Below are 20557 nucleotides of genomic sequence, written 5' to 3' on the forward strand. Positions count from 1 at the left end.
TAAGTAATGTCTGCGTCTGATGATTCACTCCACCTCACCGCCACAGACCTTCGCATGGCCACGTTCCGGCTGGCCCGCCGCCTCCGCTGCGCCCGCGCCGCCGACTCGATGAGCGACGCGCAGCTGGCGGTGCTCGCCGACCTGCGCATGAACGGCCGCCGCACGATCTCCACCCTCGCCGAGCGTGAGCGCGTCACAGCCCCCTCGATGACCAGCACCATCAACGGCCTCGAGGAGCAGGGCTACGTGGTGCGCACGCCCGATGAAGACGACCGCCGCCGCGTGCAGGTCGACATCACCGCGGCGGGCACCGACATCGTCGTCGAGACCATCCGCCGACGCGACGAGCTGCTCGCCGACATGCTGCGCGAGGTCGAGTACACCGAGGCCGAGCTCGCCACGCTGCGCGAAGCCAGCGCGCTGATGAGGCGGGTGGTCGAGCGATGAGCGCCATGTTCCGCTCCTTCGCGAACATCAACTACCGGATCTGGTTCGCGGGTGCCCTGATCTCCAACGTCGGCGGATGGATGCAGGCCACCGCTCAGGACTGGGTGGTGCTCACCGAGCTGACCGACAACGACGCCACCGCGATGGGCGTGACGATGGCGCTGCAGTTCGGGCCTCCGCTCGTGCTCGTGAGTCTGACCGGGTGGGTGGCCGACCGCTTCGACCGACGGCACATCCTGTTCGCGACCCAGTCGGCACTGCTGACCCTGGCCATCGCGGTCGGCGTGCTGCTCCTGAACGACCTCATGACGCTGCCGATGATGTTCGGGTTCGCCCTCGGATTCGGCATCGTGAACGCCTTCGACGCCCCGGCCAGGCAGGCGTTCGTCTCGGACATGGTCTCGACCGGCGACACCTCGAACGCGGTGGCCCTCAACTCGGCGTCGTTCAACCTCGCCCGCATGGTGGGACCGGCCGTCGGCGGCCTGCTGATCGTGGCGATCGGCTCGGGCTGGGTGTTCATCGTGAACGCCGCGACCTTCCTGGCGATGCTGCTCGCACTGATGCTGATGCGCCGGAGCCTGCTCGCTCCGCGTCTGAAGAACCGCAACCGCGGCGGACTCGCTGCCGGATTCCGCTACGTGTGGGGGCGCAGCGACCTGCGCGTGGTGTTCGTCACGGTGTTCCTGATCGGCGCGTTCGGCATGAACTTCCCGATCTTCGCCTCCACCATGGCTCTCGAGTTCGGCGCCGGGGCCGACGGGTACGGCGTGCTCAGCTCGGTCCTCGCGATCGGCTCGCTGATCGGAGCCCTGCTCGCCGCCCGACGCGATCGAGCCCGCGTGCGCGTGGTGATCCTCGCCGCCGGCGGGTTCGGCATCGCCGCTTTCGTCTCGTCGGCCATGCCGACATACGCGTCCTACGCCGTCACCCTGACCTTCACCGGGTTCATGATCGTGACCCTCCTCACCACCGCCAACGGCTACGTGCAGATCACCACCGATCCCGCTCTGCGCGGACGTGTGCTCGCCCTGTACATGGCGGTCATCATGGGTTCGACACCCGTCGGAGCGCCGATCGCCGGATGGGTCGCCGACACCTTCGGACCGCGCGCCGCGATCATGCTCGGCGGCACCGCGGGATTCGTCGCGTGCGCGATCGGCGTGATCTGGGTGGCGACCTCTGGCCGCCTCCGGCGCGATGAGAATCGCCGCTTCCTGCTCACGCTCGACGAGACCCGTCCCCTCCGCGTGATCGAGGTCGACCCGATCGAGTTCAGCGACGAGGCGGCTGTGACCACACCGATCCGCAGCGCCAAGAAGAGCGAGCGCGAGAACTGACCCGCGTCGGGGCGTTTGTCAACGCCCTCTCCGAGACGAACGCCTCGACGTACCGTCGATGCATGGACGAGAACACGGAACGCACCCCCCACCCGCAGGATCCGGCCGAGGGCGCGCGCCGCGTCGGAGGAGCCGACGAGGACTCCGGTCAGGGCGACGGCACCGGCGGCGCGATCCAGGGCGACAGCTCGCGCGGAGAGTCGACCGGCGGCGCCATCCAGGGCGACGCGGGCCAGGGACACCGCGCGGCGCTCGGCGGCGACGAGACCACCGAGGATCAGCTCGACGCCGACAACGACGCAGAAGAAGACACCCTCAAGACGCTCGATCCGGACTCGCCGCCGGCCTGAGCACGCTCGAGGGCAACGCCACCGCCAGCCGTCGCCATCCCCAGGCCACGGCCCTCCCCTGCGGTGGCGTTGCCCGTGCCTGCATCTACGCAGACGGGATACGCCTGATCAGGCGCCCAGCACGAGCTTGAGCTGCTCCACCGCCCAGTCGAGTTCGGTCGCGCGGATCACGAGCGGCGGTGCGATGCGGATGGTCTGCCCGTGCGTGTCCTTCACGAGCACACCGCGCTCGAGGAGCTTCTCGGCGATCTCGCGCCCCGTGCCCTTGGCGGGATCGATGTCGACACCGGCCCAGAGCCCGGCGATGCGCACGGCGGTGACGCCGTGGCCGATCAGCGGCTGCAGTGCCTGCTCGAGATGGGCGCCGAGTGCACGCGCCCGCTCCTGGAACTCGCCCGTCTGCAGCATCTCGACCACACGCAGGCCCACGGCCGCAGCCAGCGGGTTGCCGCCGAAGGTCGAACCGTGCTCGCCCGGACGGATGACGCCGAGCACGTCGGTGTCGCCGACCACGGCCGAGACCGGGAGGATGCCGCCGCCGAGCGCCTTGCCGAGCAGGTAGAGATCGGGCACGACGCCCTCGCGGTCACAGGCGAACGTCTCGCCCACGCGCCCGAGTCCGGCCTGGATCTCGTCGGCGATGAACAGCACGTTCTTCTCGTCGCAGATCTCGCGGATGCGGCGCAGGTACCCCTCCGGCGGGATCACGACGCCGGCTTCGCCCTGGATCGACTCGACCAGCACGGCTGCCGTCTCGTCGGTGATGGCCGCGGCGATGGCCTCCGCGTCTGCGTACGGCACGACGTCGAAGCCCGGCGTGTAGGGACCGAAGTCGTCGCGGGCCGTCTCGTCGTCGCTGAAGCTGACGATCGTGGTCGTTCGACCGTGGAAGTTGCCGGCAGCCACGATGATGCGCGCCTTGCCCTCGGGGATGCCCTTGACCCGGTAGCCCCATGCGCGGGCGACCTTGATGCCGGTCTCGACGGCCTCGGCCCCCGTGTTCATCGGCAGCACGAGGTCTTTGCCGGCAAGCTCGGCGAGCGCCGCGGCGAACGGTTCGAGCCGATCGCTCTGGAACGCACGGCTGACGAGCGTCACCCGACCGAGCTGCTCGGTGAGCGCCGCGACGAGGGCCGGGTGCCGGTGGCCGAAGTTCACGGCCGAGTATGCCGCGAGCAGGTCGAGGTAGCGCTTGCCCTCGACGTCGGTCACCCACGCCCCCTCCGCGCGGGCGATGTTCACCGGCAGCGGGTGGTAGTTGTGTGCGACGTGCGGCTCGGTGCCTGCCGCGGTGGTCTCGTCGAGCGCAGTCACTTCGCACCCCGCAGTTCGAGCGTGCAGCACTTGATGCCGCCGCCGCCGAGCAGCAGCTCGGACAGGTCGACCGTGATCGGGTTGTATCCGCGCTCGCGCAGCTGCTTCTCGAAGCCCTTCGCACGCGGCGAGATGACCACGTTGTAGCCGTCGCTCGCCGAGTTCAGGCCGAAAACCGAACCGTCCTCGTCCGACACCAGGATCGCGTCCGGGAAGCGCTCCTCCAGGATGGCGCGGCTCGCGTCGTCGAAGGCACCGGGAAGGTAGGCGATGTTCGCGCGCTCCGGGCCGCCGTTCTCCGTGCCCTGCACCGGGTCGAGCACGGCGATCGCGGTGTCGAGGTGGTAGAAGCGCGGGTCGATCAGGTTGAGCGAGACGACCTCGCGACCGAAGACCTCCCCGACCTCGCGGTGGCTGTCGCCCGTGGAGCGGAAGCCGGTGCCGGCCAGGATCACGTCGCCGACGAGTAGGAAGTCGCCCTCGCCCTCGTTGACCTCCTTCGGCATCACCGTGTCGTACCCCGCGGCGCGGAACCATTCGGCGAAGGCCGGAGACTCACCCTGGCGCTCGACGAAGCGGAACTCGGGCACGTAGGCGCGGCCGTCGATGAGGAACCCGCCGTTGGCCGTGTAGACCATGTCGGGGTACCCGGCGAGCGGCTCGATGAGCTCGACCTCGTGGCCCAGCTCGATGTAGAGGTCGTAGAGCTTCTGCCACTGGGCCACCGCGTTGGCGGTGTCGGTGGGCTTCGTCGGCTCCATCCACGGGTTGATGGAGTAGTTGACGGTGAAGTGCTCCGGCTTGCACATGAGGTAGCGGCGGTGGTGCGCGGTGCGGGCGGGGGCGGTGGATACGGCGGCTTCAGGCGTCGACATGGGTGCTCTCCTCGGAGGACGGGCGCGGCGGACGCTGTCCAGGGGCCCGGCGGTCCTTCGACCCTTCACTCGTTCAGAGCGGGCTTCGGGGAAGATGCGACTCGGGCACGCCGAGGTCCATTGTGTCACCCGCCCCCTGTGCGCCGCCAGAGCGCCGTGCGGCGCCGCCCCATCCGGGCGGGCTCAGGAGCCGGTGACCACGACCTTGCCGACGGTGTGACCGGCCTCCAGCCGGGCGAGGGCGGTGGATGCTTCGCCGAAGGGGTACTCGCGCTCGATCACCGGCACCACGCGACCTTCGGCGACGAGTTCGAGGAGCTTCGCCAGCACCTCGGCGCGGGGCGACGCGGCGAGCGGTCGGATGCTCCGCGAGCCGATCGACAGGAACACGGCGCGCAGCATCCGTGGGAGAGGGCCGAGCACGTGTCCGCCGTCGCCCGTGACCAGCACGACGCTGCCGCCGGGAACCACGAGGCGCTTCAGCTCTCGAAGCGGGATCCCTCCGGCAATGTCGATGATCACGTCGAATCGCCCGTCCGGCAGGGCGCTCAACGGCGACTCCCGATGATCGAACGTGCGCACGGCGCCCAGCTGCTCGATCAGGGGGGCGTTTCGGTCACGGCAGCTCGCCCAGACCTCGGCGCCACGCAGGGCCGCGAGCTGCACCGCGAATGTGCCGACACCTCCGGAGGCGCCGATGATGAGGACCCGCGGTGTGGCGACGCCGGAACGACCGCCCTCAGAGATGCCCAACCCGGCGAGATCCAGCGCCTGCCAGGCGGTTCCTCCCGCGACGGGGAGGCACGCTGCGGCCTCCGGCTCGACGCCGGTGGGGATCGGCACGAGCCGCGACGCGGGTACGGTCACGTACTCTCCGAGCCCGCCACCGCCGACCAGCTCGCCGACCACCTCTTCGCCGATCTCGGCGCCGACGACGTCGGGACCGACGGCGACCACGGTGCCGGCGACCTCGATGCCGCGCACGGGGTACTTGGGACGGGTCATGCCGAACACCGGCCGCACCAGCAGAGGATCCCCGAGCAGGAGGCGCACATCGCCCGCGTTCAGGGCCGTGGCGCGCACTCGCAGCAGCACCTCCCCGCGACCGGGCACGGGCACCGGGATGCGCTCGAGCGCGACGCCGTCGGCCGAACCGTAGGCCTCTCGGCTCCACGCCTTCATCGATCGGTTCATGATGCTGCTCCTGACGTGTCGGGGTATTCGAAGATGTCGTCGAGGCCGACGCCGAAGGCGCGGGCGATCTGGAATGCGAGTTCGAGCGTCGGCGAGTACTTCTGCTGCTCGATCGCGATGAGCGTCTGGCGCGTCACCCCGACCGTGCGCGCGAGCTCGGCCTGGGTGAGTCCGGCCTGTTCGCGATGCGCGCGGATGGTGTTCGAGACGCGGGTGGGCTTGACCATCAGACGAGGCCCCGCCGGTAGGCGATCACCCGGGCGATGCAGCCGATGAAGGCCGACACTGCGAAGCCCGCGAACATCGTGTTCGCGATCCAGAAGACATCGGCGCCGACCGCGCACAGCGCGATGACGCCGAGTCCGGCGATCACCACGAAGCCCTGTTCCACGCGGCCGCCCATCCGGCTGATGTCGCGGTCGCGGATGTCGGAGCGACCGACGCCGTCGGGGTCTCTGATCCCGGCGATGAGCCCCCAGCCGATGCTGACCACGATCGTGGCGACGATGCCCCCACCGATCACCCACAGCATGAGCGGGAACCAATCGACGTCGGTGAGCGGGCCTCCCCCGGCGTTCTGGAGCACCAGCACGACGTACGCGACCATCACGATGGGGCTGACGATCAGCCCGGCCCAGGCGTTGCGTTCTTCAAAGACCATGACGACTCCGATGTAAAAGATTGTTGACACGCTCAGCGTACGTCGACGCCGGAGGTGTGTCAAGAATTCTTTACACGAAGATCAGATCACATCGCTGCTCCACGGGTCGAGGTTGCCGTAACGGTGCGCGGTGATCGAGATCGACTGCTCGTGCACGAACGGCAGCAGCTCGATGCGCGCGGCGGCCGTCACCTCGCCGTCGTACACCGCGAGATCGGGATCACCGGCCGAGGCGGTGGCGAGCTTCGCGCGAAGAGCGGCGACCCCGTCACGGCCACCGACCAGCCGCACCCGATCGCTCACCGGCAGCACGACGCCGTCGGAGGCATCGTCCTGCCGCAGCATCCGCTGCAGCCACTCGTCGTCGCTCTCCAGGAACACCGGGGCATCGAGGTCGCCGAGGGCTCGACGCACGTCGGCGGGCAGCCCCACCGGTGTCGAGATGACGAACTTCGCGCCCGAGCGCACTCCGGCGATCACAACGCGCAGCAGGTCCTGCAGAGCCGCGTCGTCGGTCGCGCGAACCTCGACAGGCACCGGCCGGTAGCGGAAGAGGTTGCGCTCCACGCCGAGACGCGAGACGTCGCGCACCTGCCCGAACTCCCGGTCCCAGGCGAGCGCATCCGACAGGGCGGAGCGCCGGAGCCACTCGAACGACTCGTAAGCGAGCGAGGACTGGGCCGATTCGATCAGGGCCGTGATGCGGGAGTCGAGCCCCCGAAGATGCAAGGTGCTGGAGGCCGGTCCGCCCGGCTGCGAGCGCCACGACCCCAAGCCGATCAGATAGTTCGGGCCACCGGCCTTGGCGCCGGGACCGACCGAGGAGCGTTTCCACCCGCCGAACGGCTGGCGCTGCACGATCGCCCCGGTGATACCGCGGTTCACGTAGAGGTTGCCGGCCTGCACCCGTCCGAGCCAGTACGACAGCTCCTCCGGGTCCTGGGTGTGCAGACCGGCGGTGAGCCCGTAGGCGACGGCGTTCTGCATCTCCACGGCGCGCGCGAACGTCGGCGCGTGCATCACCCCCAGCACCGGCCCGAAGAACTCCTCGGTGTGAAAGCGCGACCCCGGCTGCACACCGACACGGATGCCGGGTCGCCACAGCCGTCCGCTGCCGTCGTCTCCCGGGGCGAGCGCGGGCTCGATCAGCCACTGCTCATCGCCTTCGAGCTCGCTCAGCGCCCAGGCGAGCTTGCCGTGAGGCCGCTCGATCACAGGGCCCACCTCGGCCAGCGGGTCGGTGGGCTGCCCGACGTGCAGCGAGCGCACGGCGTCGGCCAGCTGGCGGGCGAACCGAGCCGAGCGTCCGACCGGACCCACGAGGATAGCCAGCGACGCCGCCGAGCACTTCTGCCCGGCATGCCCGAAGGCGCTCTTGACGAGGTCGGCGACCGCGAGGTCGAGATCCGCTGACGGGGTGATGATCATGGCGTTCTTGCCGCTGGTCTCGGCGAGCAGCGGCAGGTCGGGCCGCCAGGAACGGAACAGTGCGGCCGTGTCCCACGCTCCGGTGAGGATCACGCGGTCGACGGCGTCGTTCGTGATGAGCGCGCGCCCGAGCTCGCCCTCCTCGATGTCGACGAGTGCGAGCAGGTCGCGCGGCACCCCCGCCTGCCACAGGGTCTCGGCGATCACGGCAGCGCAGCGACGGGCCTGCGGCGCGGGCTTGAAGACGACGCCGGAACCTGCGGCGAGCGCGGCGAGCACCCCACCGGCGGGGATCGCGAGGGGGAAGTTCCAGGGCGGTGCGACGACGGTGACCGCTGCCGGGACGAACACGGCTCCGGCGATCGCGTCGAGCTCGCGCGCCTTGGCCGCGTAGTAGCGGGCGAAGTCGACCGCCTCGCTCACCTCGACGTCGGCTTCGGCGAAGATCTTGCCCGTCTCGGAGGCCGCGACCTCGATGAGATCCCCCCGCCGCGATTCGAGCGCGGCCGCAGCGCGCAGGAGCACCTCGGCGCGTTCGGCGGCGGGCCGCGCACCCCAGGACGGGGCCGCCCGACGCACACCCTCCACGATCCGTTCGAGATCCTCCGCATCCGAGACCCGAGCGACCGTGATCGTGGCGGCGCCGAGGTCGGATGCGGGGATGCGCTCGCGCACCTCACGCGCCCACTCGCGGTTCGCGGGGAGGGCGGGGTCGCTGTCGGCGGTGTTCGAGAAGCCCGGCGCTCCGCCGGCATCCTGATCCAGCTCGCGGGCGGAGTACACGGCGGTCTCGAGGAACGCCTCTCGTCCTCCGTCGTCGGAGCCGCGCGAGATGCCGAGCACCGCTTTGGTGAGGTCGGTCTCGGGCGCCGGGGCTGCGGGTGCCGTCCGCACGGACTCGTGCACGGGCGCGCTGCGGTCTTGCGTGCGACGCGGCCCGATCCGCAGCGTGGCGTCGCCCGCCCTGTCGAGCGCATCGAGGAAGCGATCCTGCTCGCGCACGAACAGCGACTCGTCCTCGCCGAGTCGGAACGCGGCGGAGAGGAAGTTCTCCGATGAGGCGTTCTCCTCGAGCCGGCGCACCAGGTAGCTGATGGCCACGTCGAACTCGGCAGGCTCCACGACCGGCACGTACAGCAGCACCGGGCCGACCTCGCGCGAGACGGCCTGCACCTGCCCCTGCGCCATGCCGAGGAGCATCTCGAACTCGACCGCCTCGCGCACACCCCGCTCCCCCGCCAGCAGCCACGCGTAGGCGATACCGAAGAGGTTGTGCCCCGCGACGCCGAGCTTGACGGCCGCGGTGTGCTCGGGCTGCAGCGCCCAGTCCAGGCAGCGCAGGTAGTTGGCGTCGGTGTCGAGCTTGGTGTCGTAGGTGGCGGGCGTCCAGCCGTGCATGCGCGCCTCGACGTGCTCCATCGCGAGGTTGGCGCCCTTGACGAGTCGCACCTTGATGCGGGCGCCGCCGTGCGCGACGCGCTCCTGCGCCCAGGCGGTGAGCTCCTGCAGGGCAGGCAGGGCGTCTGGCAGGTAGGCCTGCAGCACGATCCCGGCCTCGAGCCCGGTCAGGCGCGGGTCTTCCAGGATGCGCGTGAAGACCGCGATCGTGAGGTCGAGGTCGCGGTACTCCTCCATGTCGAGGTTGATGAAGGTGCCGTCGGACGCCGCGGTGACGTACAGCGGCAGGAGGCGAGCGACCACCTCGTCGACGACCTCGTCGAACGCCCACATCGAGAGGTGGCTGATGATCGCCGAGACCTTGACCGAGACGTAGTCCACATCCGGGCGCTGGATGAGCGCGTGGATGCCGTCGAGCCGCCGCCGCGCCTCCGTCTCGCCGAGCACGGCCTCACCGAGCAGGTTGAGGTTGAGACGGGAGCCGTTCGCCCTGATCCGCTCGATCGCCGCTCCGAGTTTCGCTGGGCGTGCGTCGACGACGAGGTGGCCGACCATGTCGCGGAGCACCCGGCGGGCGATCGGCACCACGGGCGAGGGCAGGATCTGCGCGACACCGCCGCCGAGACGCACCACCGAGCGCAGGTACCAGGGCAGGAACTCGGGCACGATCGGGGCGATCCGGTGCAGCTGCGAGGCCGCGGCGGTGAGGCTCTCCGGGCGCATGACGCCGTCCACGAAGCCGAGCGTGAACGGCAGACCGTTGGCATCCTGCAGCACCCCGGCGAGCCGGGCGGCGGCAGGATCGGGTTCGATCGCCGCGGCCTCGATCGCCCACCGACGAGCGAGCTCGACGGCACGGTCTGCGAGGGGTGCGGATGCCACGGCATCCGACGGGGAGTCAGCCATGGATTTCAGCCTAGGTCCGTGCTCTGGTTTGCACGGTATACAGGCCCGTCCAGGGCCCGCCACCCCGTCGCTTCTTTCAGCCCCAGACGCTCGGAGCCTTCACCCGCACGGGAGGGAGGGCGGATGCCGCGGCCCAGTCGTGCACCCACGCATCGATCTCCGGCACGCCTTCGGGCTTGCCCACGGCAGCGAACAGCTCTTCGTTGCTGACCGTGCCGCCGGTACGACGCAGCATGCGCGAGCGCACGATCACCCGCGCGTAGATCTCTCCGTCGACGACAGCCCTGTGCTCGAGGAACACCGCCTTGTCGTCGTGGCCGATGAAGCGGGACTGCACGTCGAAACGCTGCCACAGCTGCAGCGACTTGCGGAACGTCACGGTCTCGCTGGACACGACCGCGTACCAGCCGTGCTCCTTCATCGCATCGAACAGCCCGGTCCGTATCAGCAGATCCCAGCGTCCGAGATCGAAGAGCGACAGATAGCGCCCGTTGTTCATGTGGCGCAGGATATCGATGTCGGTCGGCAGCGTGGTCAGGCGGATGCTGCTGACCGCCGACGCATCGAGGGTCTTCCCCCGTCGCACGCGGCGGCGAGCGCCGAGGATTACCAGGAGGGTCCGCCAGATCACGTTCACGAGGATCGATCGTAGCCAGGAGCGCACGATCGGCGAACATCGTTGTGCGAACCCTCCATGCCCCTGCATCGGGTGTCGTCGACCATCCACTCGATTTCCTCTTCGTGCACGCCGCGCGTAGAGTCACGAACATGAGCGCCGAAGCCCAGCCTGAAGTCATCGTCCGTCCGGTCCGTGATGTGGATGCGGAAGCCCTCGGTCGCGTGCACGCGCAGTGCTGGCACGAGACCTACGACCACCTGATCAGCAAGGCGGCGCTGGAGAAGGTCTCGCCCCGCCGCATGGCCGAGCTGTGGACGCACTGGGCCTCGCAGGGCCCCGAGTTCACGATGAACGCCGCGCTCGTCGACGGCGAGATCGTCGGCTTCGTCGGCTCCGGTCCCGCCCGCGACAAGGACGCTCCCGCGTTCCGCGAGCTCTACTTCATCTACCTGCTCGATGCGTGGCACTCCACCGGCATCGGCCAGAAGCTGTTCGACGCGGCCGTCGAGAAGGACGAGCCGCTGTATCTGTGGGTCGCCGAGGACAACCCTCGCGCGCACCGGTTCTACGCGCGCAACGGCTTCCGCCTCGACGGTGCCTCGCACACCGAGCCGTTCCTGGGCGAGACGCTGACCGAGGTCCGCTTCGTCCGCCCCTGATCGATCGCACACGCGAGAGCGGGCCGTCTCCCCGGGGAGGCGGCCCGCTCTCGTTGTCTGCGCCGGTGCTCGCGCGGCGGCAGGTCAGAGGCGCTCGATGATCGTCACGTTCGCGACACCGCCGCCCTCGCACATCGTCTGCAGACCGTAGCGACCGCCGGTGCGCTCGAGCTCGTTCAGCATGGTCGCGAGCAGCCTCGTGCCGGTCGCCCCGATCGGGTGGCCGAGCGCGATGCCGCCGCCGTTGACGTTGACCTTCTCGTAGGGGGCGTCGAGCTCGCGCATCCAGGCGAGGACCACGGGAGCGAAAGCCTCGTTCACCTCGAACAGGTCGATGTCGCCGATGCCGAGCCCCGCACGCTCCAGAGCGTGCCTGGTCGCAGGGATCGGCGCCGTGAGCATGAGCACGGGGCTGGCGCCGCGGACCGTCATCTGATGAATGCGTGCGCGCGGCGTGAGTCCGTGTTCGCGCACGGCCCGTGCGCTCGCGATGAGCACGGCGCTGGAGGCATCGCTGATCTGCGACGACACAGCGGCCGTGATCCGTCCGCCTTCCCTGAGCGGCGCGAGCTGTGCCATCCGCTCCAGGGTCGTGTCCCGGCGCACGCCTTCGTCGCGGTCGAGATCGTTCAGCGGGGCGATCTCGTTCGAGAAGCGACCTTCGTCCTGCGCGACGGCCGCACGGCGGTGGCTCTCCAGGGCGAACTGCTCCATCTCCTCGCGAGAGATGTCCCACTTCTCGGCGATCAGCTCCGCACCGGCGAACTGCGAGATCTCCTGGTCGCCGTACATCTCGCGCCACCCCGGCGACTGCGCATACGGGGTGGTGAATCCGTAGGCCTCCCCCACGATGGCCGCAGCGAGCAGGGGCACCTGCGACATGTTCTGCAGACCGCCCGCGATCACGAGGTCGTCCACGCCGCTCATCACGGCCTGCGCCGCGAAGTGCACGGCCTGCTGGCTCGATCCGCACTGGCGATCGATCGTGACACCGGGCACGTGCTCGGGGAATCCGGCGACCAGCGCGGCGGTGCGCGCCACGTTCCCCGCCTGTCCGCCGATCGCGTCGATCGCCCCCAGCACCACGTCGTCGATCGCCCCGGGGTCGATCCCGACCCGATCGACCAGCGCGCGGAGGCTGTGCGCACCGAGATCAGCCGGATGGATGCCGGAGAGCGATCCGCCGCGCCGTCCGACCGGGGAGCGGACCGCATCGATGATGTACGCCTCGGCCATGATCTTCCTTCCGTCGTGCGGGGATGCCGCGGGATCGGCGTCGTGGTGTCAGCGTCCGGAGACCTTCCCGAACGCCTTCGCGATGGGGGCGAGCACGAGCGGGCGGGCGGCAACCCATGCGATCGCGATCACCACGAGCGAGAGCACGAACACCCAGAATCCGGTCCAGGTGACCGCATCCTGCGCCGCGAACATGTGGTTCAGGTTGCGCAGGAATCCGGTCAGCATCACGAGCGCGACGTGGGCGATGATGAACGCCACGAAGTAGAGCATGATCGGGAAGTGCAGCGCCCGCGCCCACTCGACCGGGTACGCCTTCGACAGCTTCTCGGCCTTCTTGGGCCACAGCCCCGACATGCGGAACCCGGTGATCGCCGCGAGCGGTGCGGCGATGAACACGGTCGCGAAGTAGGCGAGCTGCTGCAGGCTGTTGTAGTTGTTCCAGCCGTTCTCGTGCGGCCAGTCGAACGAGACGTACTGCAGGGCCGCCGACAGCGCGTTCGGGAACACCTCCCAGCTCGTCGGCACGATGCGCACCCAGTGCCCGGTGACGAACAGCAGGACCACGAAGATCACGCCGTTCACGAGCCACAGGATGTCGAGCGACTGGTGGAACCAGAGGTTGAGGCTGATCTTCCCCTTGGGGTTGCCCCGGGGCGTCCAGAACACGGTCGGCCGCTTCTCGGTGCGCACCTGCAGGCCCGAGCGGATGATCAGCACCATCAGGAACATGTTGAAGAAGTGCTGCCAGCCGATCCACGACGAGAACCCGGGCTCGACCGCGATCGCGGGTTCGTACTCGCCGGGGAAGGCTGCGAGGAAGTCCTGCATGAACGGGAAGCTCAGGAGCGTCCGCACGAAGGCGATCGCCGCTCCTGCGAGCACTCCGAGCGCGGCGGCGCCGAACAGCACGCCGATCGCCTGCGTCCAGGTCGGACGACGGCGGTCGGTTGCCGGCGCCGGTGCAGCAAGGATGTGACGCGGTGCGCGCCCGTTCCACACCGTGCGGGTCCAGGGCAGAGGCGTCGAGACGTCGGCGATGGCCGGAGCAGAGCCGGCGACGGCCACCGCGGTCGCTGCGGCTGCGTGTTGTTCCACGGTGGCAGCGGGCGTGCTCTCGGAGGCTACGGGCTCGAGAGGAGCAGATCCTGCGGCTGTCCGCACGAGCGGAACAGTGTCCGCAGGCGGCCAGGGGTCGCCACCGACCACTCGGGGCAGGCCGCGACGGACACCGACGGCAGCGACGGGCGGCGCCTCGGATTCGGCGACTGCGGAGGGGGCGGTCGATGCGGCGGCGGGCTGCGGCGTGGTCGCCGTCGTCGTCGACACGGGAGATGCTGCCTCTGCGGCCGGTTCCTCTGCGGCCGGTTCCTCTGCGGCCGGTTCCTCTGTCGTGGCGTGCGGAGCGGGGGCCGCGGCGGCGAGGGCGGGGGCGGTCTGTGACGGCGGCCAGGGCTCTCCGCCCGAGACCCGCGGCAGACCACGACGAATGCGCAGTCCTCCGGAGGTCGCCGGAGAAACGGCATCCGTAGGCGGGGCGGGAGCGACCGCCGGTGCCGGCTCCACCGCACCGGTCGTCACCCCGGTGTCGACCGGTGCGACCGCAGCCGGCGTCACCGCGTGCGCCACCGGCTCCGGGGCCGCACCGGCCTCCGGTTCCGCTGCGGCCGCATCGACGGCCACCGCATCGGCGGGAGGCCAGGGCTCTCCACCCGGCACACGCGGCAGACCGCGTCGCAGCATCCGCGTCGCCATGACTACTTCTTCCGCGCCTCGAGGGCGGCGATCACCTGCGGGACCACGGCGAACACGTCGCCGACGATGCCGAAGTCCGCGACGTCGAAGATCGGCGCCTCGGGGTCCTTGTTGATCGCGACGATGTTCTTCGACGTCTGCATGCCGGCGCGGTGCTGGATCGCTCCGGAGATGCCGAGCGCGACATACAGCTGCGGCGACACCGACACCCCGGTCTGACCGACCTGGTGCGATTGCGGGATGTACCCGGCGTCGACGGCCGCCCTGGAGGCGCCGACGGCCGCGCCGAGTGCGTCGGCGAGCTCCTCGACGAGCACGAACTTCTCCTTGGACGCGAGGCCCCGACCGCCGGAGACGACGCGCGTCGCCCCGCGCAGCTCGGGACGGGAAGAGGCGACCTCGACCGCCTCGACCGGACCTGCCGTCGCCGCGACGGCCCCGGACGGCGTGACATCGAGCACCTCGACCGAATGCGACGGCACGGCCTCGGCACGCGCATCCACCGCACCCTGGCGCACCGTGATCACGGGGATGCCGAAGGTGGGAGCCGAGTCGACGAGGTATGCCCCGCCGTAGACCGAGTGATGCGCGAGCACTCCCTCGTCGTCGCGTGAGACCCCGACGGCGTCGACCGACAGCGCGCTCTTCGTGCGCACCGCGAAGCGTCCGGCCACATCACGACCGGAGATCGAGTTCGAGATCAGCACGGCGTCGGGGCGCACTTGCGCGGCGGCAGCCTGCAGTGCGTCCACGATCGGCACGGTGAGCGCTGCGGGGTCGCCGTCGGCGGTCAGCACGACGGATGCTCCTGCCGCGGCAGCCTGGTCCACCGCGGCGGGGCTCCCGCCGACGATCAGAGCCACGGGCGAGCCGATCGTGGAAGCAGCGCCGAGGAGCGCAGCCGTGCTGCTCGCGACGTAGCCGGAGGGATCGACGTCGATGAGGACGAGGATCGGGTTCTCGGAGGAAGTCATCTCACACCAGCCTGTTCTGCACGAGGTAGTCGACGAGCTTGTCGGCCGCGTCACCCTCATCGGTGATCTTCACGCCGGCAGCCCGCGGGGGCTTCTCCGACACGGTCGTCATGATGGTCCGCGGGGCGGCGGACGGATCTGCCGACACGTCGAGGTCGGCGAGCGAGAGCACTTCGAGCGGCTTCTTCTTCGCCGCCATGATCCCCTTGAAGTTGGGGAATCGGGCGTCGGGGAGCGCCTCGGTGATCGAGATCACGGCGGGCAGCGGCGCCGAGACCGGCTGACTGCCGGCATCCGCGCCTCGGACTCCCGAGACGCCGTCTGCGGTGATCTCCACCGCGGAAAGGGCGGTGACCTGCGCGAACCCGAGATGCTCGGCGATCATCGCGGGGATCACACCACCGGAGCCGTCGGTCGACAGGTTGCCGGTGATCACGAGGTCGGGGGCGCCGCGGCGGATCGCCGCGGCCAGCACCTCGGCGGTGAGGCCGAGGTCGGCACCGGCGAGCTGCTCGTCGGCGATGTGCACGGCGGAGCCGGCACCGATCGCGAGCGCCCGGCGCAGCGAGGCCGTCGACCCCTCCGGAGCCATCGAGACGGCCACCACCTCGGTGCCGTCGTTCTTGTCGGCGTAGCTGAGTGCGACTTCGAGAGCGCGCTCGGTGATCTCGTCGAGGACCACATCCCCCGCCGCGCGATCGGCGAGTCCGGTCTCGAGATTCAGCTTGCGATCGCCATAGGTGTCCGGCACCTCTTTGACCAGGACGAAGATCTTCATCGATTGCTCCTCACGACTGCTGCAATTCTAGACCGCGATACTGAGTTCCAGCTCACATGCGACTGAGACTCAAGGACTGCAGCGACGGATGCGTCGCGCGCCGTCGCCGCACCCCACCCTCCCGCCACTACCGTAGAGAAATGGCCCGACCCCGTCCGCTCCCCATCGATCCGCTCGCCGAGGCGAAGCGGCAGTGGCTCGCGCACGGATGGACGGATGCCGCCGACGGCATGGCCCTGGTCACCTCCGTCATGCGCGCCCAGCAGCTGCTGCTCGCCCGCGTCGATGCGACCCTCAAGCCCTTCGCCCTGAGCTTCGCCCGCTACGAGGTGCTGCGCCTGCTGGCCTTCAGCCGTGCGGGGAGCCTTCCGCTTTCGAGCGTGGTCGCCCGACTGCAGGTGCACCCGACCACGGTCACGAGCACGGCGGAGCGACTGGTGCGCGACGGCCTGATCGCGCGTGAGCCGCACCCGCACGACGGACGCGCCGCGCTCCTGGTCCTGACCGAGTCCGGCCGGGAACTGGTCGAGCGCGCCACCCAGGCCCTCAACGCCGATGTCTTCGCCCAGCCCGGTCTGAGCCGCGACGACGCGGCCGAGCTCGTCGCGATCGTGGCCAGGCTGCGCAAGGACGCGGGCGACTTCGCCGATCCGCGTCCGCAGCCCGAAGCCCTCTGACATGGCCCGCTTCGCACTCGAGACGGTCATCGGTGCGGCCCCCGCCGAGGTGTTCGCCGCGTCGCTCGACCCTGCACTGCATGTGAAGAGCATGGCCCGATTCGGCGAGACGATGATCGAGGCACCGGCCGGCGGCGTCTTCACCGAGGGCACGACCGCGACCTGGCGGGCACGCCACTTCGGCGTCCCGTTCCGGCTGCGCTCGATCGTGTTCGATGTCGATCCCCCGAACGGATTCTCGGACCGGCAGATCTCGGGACCGTTCGCCGCATTCCTGCACGAGCACCGGTTCGAGGAACACCCGTCCGGCACGCTCATGCACGACACGGTGACCTTCCGCTCGCCGTTCGGTCCGCTCGGCCGGCTCGTCGACGCGCTGTTCATGCGGGCGTACATGCGCCGCCTCATCACGGAGCGCAACGCGATTCTCGCCGCCGAACTCGAGGGCCCCGGGCGTACTCTTTCGGCATGAGCGAACTGCGCCTTCACACCGTCCTCACCGGCCGTGGCCCCGCTGCGGCGATCCTCGTCACGGATGAGCAGGTCGCCTCCCTCGGCGCCGGCAAGGCCTTCCCCGTTGCGGTCACCATCGGCGGACGCACCGCCTGCCTGCGCCTGGCGCGGATGGGCAGCGAGAACATGATCGGCTTCAGCAAAGCCGTGCGTGCCGACCTGGGGCTCGAGATCGGCCAGGAGGTCGACGCCGTGATCCGGGTGGATTCGGTCGAGCGCACGGTCGAGGTACCCCCGGGACTCGCCGCGGCCCTCGACGCCGACCCTGCTGTGCGCGCGGCCTTCGACGCCCTGTCGTACACCGTGCGCAAGGAGCACGCGCGCAGCGTGGCCGACGCCAAGCAGGAAGCGACGCGCGAGCGCCGGATCGCGAAGATCGTCGACGCGCTCCGCGGCTGAGGTGGTGCACGACTCCGCAGGAATTCTCGTCGGGCACGGCGCTGAGAGCCGTCTCCGGCGAGGCGCACGCTGTACCGAGGAGTTGTTCACGACGCGCTAGCGGTTCTGGAAGTCGGGCGACCGCTTCTGGCGGAAGGCCGACATGCCCTCCTTCTGATCCGCGGTGTCGAACAGGGCGGCGAAGGCCTGCTTCTCGTGCGTGAGCCCCTCGGACAGGGGCGTCTCCATGGCCGCATCCAGTGCGGCCTTCGCGGCGTAGACCGACGGCAGCGACTTCGACGCGATCGTGTCGGCCAGCTTCGTCGCCTCGGCGAGGAGGTCGGATGCCGCGACGACGCGGGAGACGAGGCCGGAGCGCTCGGCCTCCTCCGCTCCCATGAATCGGCCGGAGAGCACCAGCTCCGCCGCCTTGTAGTAGCCGATCGCGCGGATCAATCGCTGGGTTCCGCCCATGCCGGGGATGACGCCGAGGTTGATCTCGGGCTGTCCGAACTTCGCGTTGTCGGCGGCCAGGATGATGTCGCACATCATCGCCAGCTCGCATCCGCCGCCCAGGGCGAAGCCGGAGACCGCGGCGATCACGGGCGTGCGCACCGCGGCGAACTCGTGCCAGACCCCGAAGTGATCGGTCTCGAGCATCTGCGCCGCGGACATGCCCTCCATCTCCTTGATGTCGGCGCCGGCGGCGAAGGCCTTCTCGGATCCGGTCACCACGATCGCGCCGACGCCCTCGTCCGCGTCGAAGGCCACGGCCGCGGCGGTGACCTCCTCCGCGAGCCGGCTGTTCAACGCGTTCAGCGCCTCCGGACGGTTCAGGGTGATCCACCCGACTCGTCCGCGCTGCTCGACCAGGATCGTCTCGTACTCGGTCATGTCACCCTCTCCGTCGAAGTACCGATCATCACACGCGGTCGTCGCGGATGTCGGTGATGATCCCGGAGAAATCGCGCCCCGCGCCGTCGCCGGCCGCGAACGCGGCATAGATCTCCTGCGCGAGACGGCCCATCCTGGCATCCGTCGACGTCTGCTCGATCGCCTGCAGCGCGAGCCCGAGATCCTTCGCCATCAACGCCCCGGCGAAACCCGGCTGGTAGTCGCGGTTGGCAGGACTCGTGGGCACAGGGCCGGGCACGGGGCAGTTGGTCGTGATCGACCAGCACTGGCCCGAGGCCTGCGAGACGACGTCGAACAGCGCCTGATGCTCGAGCCCGAGCCGCTCCCCCAGCACGAACGCCTCGGCCACCGCGATCTGCGAGACCGCGAGCACCATGTTGTTGCACACCTTCGCCGCCTGGCCGAGGCCGGGACCCCCGCAGTGCACGATGCGCTTTCCCATGACCTCGAGCAGCGGGAGGGCGGCTGCGAAGTCGTCGTCCGACCCGCCGACCATGAAGGCGAGGGTGCCGTTCTCCGCGCCGACCACGCCTCCCGACACCGGAGCGTCGACGTTGCGGTGCCCGGCGGCGAGCGCGAGAGCGTGCGCGGCCCGCGCCTCATCGACGGCGATGGTCGATGACTCGATGAAGAGCGTGCCGGGGCGGGCGGCCGCGAGCAGTTCGGTGCGATAGGCCTCGATCACGTGCTTTCCGGCGGGGAACATGGTGATGACGACATCCGCGTCGGCCACGGCATCCGCGCCGCTCGCCGCCACCGGGATGCCGGCCGTCCGCGCCGCCTCGATGGCCGCGGGAACCAGATCGAAGCCGTGAACCTCGTGTCCCGCGGCGAGGAGGTTCTTCGCCATCGGCAGTCCCATGTGCCCGAGGCCGAGGAACGCGACGACCACCGGGGAGGACGGCGCCGTCATGATCCGCTCCGCATCTGCTCTCCGCCGCTGCGCTGGAGGGAGGCGGAACCCGCCGGTCGCAGCATCTCACGTCCGATGATCAGTCGCATGATCTCGTTCGTCCCTTCCAGGATCTGGTGCACGCGCAGGTCGCGGACGACCTTCTCGATCCCGTAATCCTGCAGGTAGCCGTAGCCGCCGTGCAGCTGCAGAGCCCGGTTGGCGACGTCGAAGCCGGCGTCGGTCGCGAAGCGCTTCGCCATGGCGCAGCGCATCGTCGCGTCGGGTGCGTGCTCGTCGACCGCCTGCGCGCCGTCGCGCACCATGAGTCGTGCCGCGTGCAGGTCGGTGCGCATGTCGGCGATCGCGAACAGGATGGACTGCTTCTCGGCGAGCGGCTCACCGAACGCCATCCGCTCGTGCACGTACTTCACGGCCTGATCGAGTGCCCACTGGGCGCCCCCGAGCGAGCAGGCGGCGATGTTGAGGCGTCCGCCGTTGAGCGCGGACATCGCGATCGCGAACCCGCGACCCTCGTCGCCGAGCATGGAGGAGGCGGGAACCCGCACACCGTCGAGGATCACCTGGCGGGTGGGCTGCGCGTGCCAGCCCATCTTCTTCTCCGGGGCGCCGAAGCTCAGCGCCTCGGAATCGCCGGGGACGAGGAAGGCGCTGATACCGCGCGCGCCCGGCTCCCCCGTGCGCGCCATGACGACGTAGACGGCAGCCTCGCCCGCTCCGGAGATGAACTGCTTCACTCCGGTGAGCACGTAGTCGTCGCCGTCGCGGACGGCGCTGGTCGCGATGTTCGCGGCATCCGATCCTGCACCCGGCTCGGTGAGGCAGTAGCCGCCGAACTCCGACATGGCCGTCAGCATCGGCAGCCAGTGCGCGCGCTGGGCGTCGTCGCCGTAGGTGTCGATCATCCAGACGACCATGTTGTGGATGGAGATGTAGGCCGCGACCGCGGGGTCGCCCTTCGCGAGCTCCTCGAAGATCGCGACGGTGTCGAGACGGCTGAGGCCGCTGCCGCCGAACTCCTCATCGACGTAGATGCCGCCGAGCCCGAGCTCGCCGGCCCGGTTGAGCGACTCCCGCGGGAACAGGTGCTTCTCGTCGCGCTCGGCGGCGTAGGGGGCGAGCTCGGTCTCGGCGAACTCGCGGACGGCGCCGATGATCGCCTCGCGCTCCTCGGCGGTGGTGGTGACGGTGGTCATGGTCATCGTGGTTCCTTGTGGGAGGTGTCCG

21 protein-coding genes are annotated in these 20557 nt (G+C 69.9%); 7 read left to right on the forward strand and 14 right to left on the reverse strand.

The features are described from left to right. Positions 1–6: 6 nt before the first annotated feature. The 3 genes from D514_RS27025 to D514_RS27035 all read left to right on the forward strand — a co-directional run bounded on the left by D514_RS27025 (position 7) and on the right by D514_RS27035 (position 2137). Positions 7–447, forward strand: coding sequence for a MarR family winged helix-turn-helix transcriptional regulator (locus D514_RS27025; RefSeq protein WP_031205704.1), 441 nt, complete (start codon positions 7–9; stop codon positions 445–447). A gap of 5 nt (positions 448–452) precedes the next feature. Continuing rightward, positions 453–1787: an MFS transporter gene (locus D514_RS27030; protein ID WP_017829457.1), complete on the forward strand. Its 1335-nt coding sequence runs from the start codon at positions 453–455 to the stop codon at positions 1785–1787. Between the two features lie 62 nt (positions 1788–1849). Continuing rightward, positions 1850–2137 carry a hypothetical protein gene (locus D514_RS27035; protein ID WP_017829458.1) on the forward strand — a complete coding sequence of 96 codons (288 nt, stop codon included), beginning with the start codon at positions 1850–1852 and terminating at the stop codon, positions 2135–2137. A 108-nt stretch (positions 2138–2245) separates the two neighbouring features. On the opposite strand, the gene rocD is transcribed toward D514_RS27035, so the two are convergent. From rocD to D514_RS27070, 7 genes are all read right to left on the reverse strand, one after another. Further along, a complete protein-coding gene (rocD, locus tag D514_RS27040) occupies positions 2246–3451 on the reverse strand; it encodes an ornithine--oxo-acid transaminase (RefSeq protein ID WP_017829459.1) in 1206 nt (401 codons plus the stop codon). Next, positions 3448–4326: a dimethylargininase gene (gene ddaH / locus D514_RS27045; protein WP_017829460.1), complete on the reverse strand. Its 879-nt coding sequence runs from the start codon at positions 4324–4326 to the stop codon at positions 3448–3450. The genes rocD and ddaH overlap by 4 nt, the downstream gene beginning before the upstream one ends. 183 nt (positions 4327–4509) lie before the next feature. Next, positions 4510–5520, reverse strand: coding sequence for an NAD(P)-dependent alcohol dehydrogenase (locus tag D514_RS27050; RefSeq protein ID WP_017829461.1), 1011 nt, complete (start codon positions 5518–5520; stop codon positions 4510–4512). After that, the gene (locus D514_RS27055) at positions 5517–5747 is read right to left on the reverse strand and encodes a helix-turn-helix transcriptional regulator (protein ID WP_017829462.1); all 231 of its coding nucleotides are present in this window, start codon (positions 5745–5747) and stop codon (positions 5517–5519) included. The genes D514_RS27050 and D514_RS27055 overlap by 4 nt, the downstream gene beginning before the upstream one ends. After that, positions 5747–6181: a hypothetical protein gene (locus D514_RS27060; RefSeq protein ID WP_017829463.1), complete on the reverse strand. Its 435-nt coding sequence runs from the start codon at positions 6179–6181 to the stop codon at positions 5747–5749. The genes D514_RS27055 and D514_RS27060 overlap by 1 nt, the downstream gene beginning before the upstream one ends. An 81-nt stretch (positions 6182–6262) precedes the next feature. After that, entirely contained in the window at positions 6263–9913 is a 3651-nt protein-coding gene (locus D514_RS27065; protein ID WP_017829464.1) for a proline dehydrogenase family protein, read from the reverse strand. 76 nt (positions 9914–9989) lie between these two features. After that, on the reverse strand, positions 9990–10550 hold the full coding sequence (locus tag D514_RS27070) for an acyl-CoA thioesterase (protein ID WP_031205706.1): 561 nt from the start codon (positions 10548–10550) through the stop codon (positions 9990–9992). A 131-nt stretch (positions 10551–10681) separates the two neighbouring features. On the opposite strand from D514_RS27070, the gene D514_RS27075 reads away from it, so the two are divergent. Continuing rightward, a complete protein-coding gene (locus tag D514_RS27075; RefSeq protein ID WP_031205707.1) occupies positions 10682–11191 on the forward strand; it encodes a GNAT family N-acetyltransferase in 510 nt (169 codons plus the stop codon). 84 nt (positions 11192–11275) lie between these two features. Here the strand turns inward: D514_RS27075 and D514_RS27080 are convergent, their stop codons facing one another. The 4 genes from D514_RS27080 to D514_RS27095 are packed head-to-tail and all read right to left on the reverse strand — an operon-like array spanning position 11276 to position 15934. Beyond that, complete coding sequence (locus D514_RS27080) at positions 11276–12427, reverse strand: acetyl-CoA C-acetyltransferase (protein WP_017829467.1); 1152 nt, start codon at positions 12425–12427, stop codon at positions 11276–11278. 48 nt (positions 12428–12475) lie between these two features. After that, positions 12476–14182, reverse strand: coding sequence for a cytochrome b/b6 domain-containing protein (locus D514_RS27085; protein WP_017829468.1), 1707 nt, complete (start codon positions 14180–14182; stop codon positions 12476–12478). Positions 14183–14184: 2 nt separating this feature from the next. Next, complete coding sequence (locus D514_RS27090) at positions 14185–15156, reverse strand: electron transfer flavoprotein subunit alpha/FixB family protein (protein ID WP_017829469.1); 972 nt, start codon at positions 15154–15156, stop codon at positions 14185–14187. 1 nt (position 15157) lies between these two features. Then, positions 15158–15934, reverse strand: coding sequence for an electron transfer flavoprotein subunit beta/FixA family protein (locus tag D514_RS27095; protein WP_017829470.1), 777 nt, complete (start codon positions 15932–15934; stop codon positions 15158–15160). A gap of 140 nt (positions 15935–16074) precedes the next feature. Between D514_RS27095 and D514_RS27100 the strand changes: the two genes are divergently transcribed. The 3 genes from D514_RS27100 to D514_RS27110 are packed head-to-tail and all read left to right on the forward strand — an operon-like array spanning position 16075 to position 17523. Next, positions 16075–16611 carry a MarR family winged helix-turn-helix transcriptional regulator gene (locus D514_RS27100; RefSeq protein ID WP_017829471.1) on the forward strand — a complete coding sequence of 179 codons (537 nt, stop codon included), beginning with the start codon at positions 16075–16077 and terminating at the stop codon, positions 16609–16611. A 1-nt stretch (position 16612) separates the two neighbouring features. Next, positions 16613–17083: an SRPBCC family protein gene (locus D514_RS27105; RefSeq protein ID WP_017829472.1), complete on the forward strand. Its 471-nt coding sequence runs from the start codon at positions 16613–16615 to the stop codon at positions 17081–17083. Further along, positions 17080–17523: a YdeI/OmpD-associated family protein gene (locus tag D514_RS27110; RefSeq protein WP_017829473.1), complete on the forward strand. Its 444-nt coding sequence runs from the start codon at positions 17080–17082 to the stop codon at positions 17521–17523. Before D514_RS27105 ends, D514_RS27110 begins: the two co-directional genes overlap by 4 nt. Before the next feature lie 96 nt (positions 17524–17619). On the opposite strand, the gene D514_RS27115 is transcribed toward D514_RS27110, so the two are convergent. The 3 genes from D514_RS27115 to D514_RS27125 are packed head-to-tail and all read right to left on the reverse strand — an operon-like array spanning position 17620 to position 20532. Then, positions 17620–18396 (reverse strand): enoyl-CoA hydratase-related protein, encoded by a 777-nt coding sequence (locus D514_RS27115; RefSeq protein WP_017829474.1) that lies wholly within the window; start codon positions 18394–18396, stop codon positions 17620–17622. A 28-nt stretch (positions 18397–18424) separates the two neighbouring features. After that, positions 18425–19330, reverse strand: a complete 906-nt coding sequence (gene mmsB / locus D514_RS27120; RefSeq protein ID WP_017829475.1) for a 3-hydroxyisobutyrate dehydrogenase — start codon at positions 19328–19330, stop codon at positions 18425–18427. Further along, complete coding sequence (locus tag D514_RS27125) at positions 19327–20532, reverse strand: acyl-CoA dehydrogenase family protein (RefSeq protein WP_017829476.1); 1206 nt, start codon at positions 20530–20532, stop codon at positions 19327–19329. Before D514_RS27125 ends, mmsB begins: the two co-directional genes overlap by 4 nt. Between the last annotated feature and the right edge of the window lie 25 nt (positions 20533–20557).

This window comes from Microbacterium sp. UCD-TDU, assembly GCF_000340625.1.
Lineage (GTDB): Bacteria > Actinomycetota > Actinomycetes > Actinomycetales > Microbacteriaceae > Microbacterium > Microbacterium maritypicum.

Coding starts and splice junctions, on each gene's coding strand:
- D514_RS27110 (WP_017829473.1), top strand. CDS start 17,080: ATGAGCGAACTGCGCCTTCACACCGTCCTCACCGGCCGTGGCCCCGCT.
- D514_RS27025 (WP_031205704.1), top strand. CDS start 7: ATGTCTGCGTCTGATGATTCACTCCACCTCACCGCCACAGACCTTCGC.
- D514_RS27075 (WP_031205707.1), top strand. CDS start 10,682: ATGAGCGCCGAAGCCCAGCCTGAAGTCATCGTCCGTCCGGTCCGTGAT.
- D514_RS27100 (WP_017829471.1), top strand. CDS start 16,075: ATGGCCCGACCCCGTCCGCTCCCCATCGATCCGCTCGCCGAGGCGAAG.
- mmsB (WP_017829475.1), bottom strand. CDS start 19,330: ATGACGGCGCCGTCCTCCCCGGTGGTCGTCGCGTTCCTCGGCCTCGGG.
- D514_RS27105 (WP_017829472.1), top strand. CDS start 16,613: ATGGCCCGCTTCGCACTCGAGACGGTCATCGGTGCGGCCCCCGCCGAG.
- D514_RS27030 (WP_017829457.1), top strand. CDS start 453: ATGTTCCGCTCCTTCGCGAACATCAACTACCGGATCTGGTTCGCGGGT.
- D514_RS27125 (WP_017829476.1), bottom strand. CDS start 20,532: ATGACCATGACCACCGTCACCACCACCGCCGAGGAGCGCGAGGCGATC.
- D514_RS27065 (WP_017829464.1), bottom strand. CDS start 9,913: ATGGCTGACTCCCCGTCGGATGCCGTGGCATCCGCACCCCTCGCAGAC.
- ddaH (WP_017829460.1), bottom strand. CDS start 4,326: ATGTCGACGCCTGAAGCCGCCGTATCCACCGCCCCCGCCCGCACCGCG.
- D514_RS27055 (WP_017829462.1), bottom strand. CDS start 5,747: ATGGTCAAGCCCACCCGCGTCTCGAACACCATCCGCGCGCATCGCGAA.
- D514_RS27090 (WP_017829469.1), bottom strand. CDS start 15,156: ATGACTTCCTCCGAGAACCCGATCCTCGTCCTCATCGACGTCGATCCC.
- D514_RS27085 (WP_017829468.1), bottom strand. CDS start 14,182: ATGGCGACGCGGATGCTGCGACGCGGTCTGCCGCGTGTGCCGGGTGGA.
- D514_RS27080 (WP_017829467.1), bottom strand. CDS start 12,427: ATGGCCGAGGCGTACATCATCGATGCGGTCCGCTCCCCGGTCGGACGG.
- D514_RS27050 (WP_017829461.1), bottom strand. CDS start 5,520: ATGAACCGATCGATGAAGGCGTGGAGCCGAGAGGCCTACGGTTCGGCC.
- D514_RS27095 (WP_017829470.1), bottom strand. CDS start 15,934: ATGAAGATCTTCGTCCTGGTCAAAGAGGTGCCGGACACCTATGGCGAT.
- D514_RS27035 (WP_017829458.1), top strand. CDS start 1,850: ATGGACGAGAACACGGAACGCACCCCCCACCCGCAGGATCCGGCCGAG.
- D514_RS27115 (WP_017829474.1), bottom strand. CDS start 18,396: ATGACCGAGTACGAGACGATCCTGGTCGAGCAGCGCGGACGAGTCGGG.
- D514_RS27060 (WP_017829463.1), bottom strand. CDS start 6,181: ATGGTCTTTGAAGAACGCAACGCCTGGGCCGGGCTGATCGTCAGCCCC.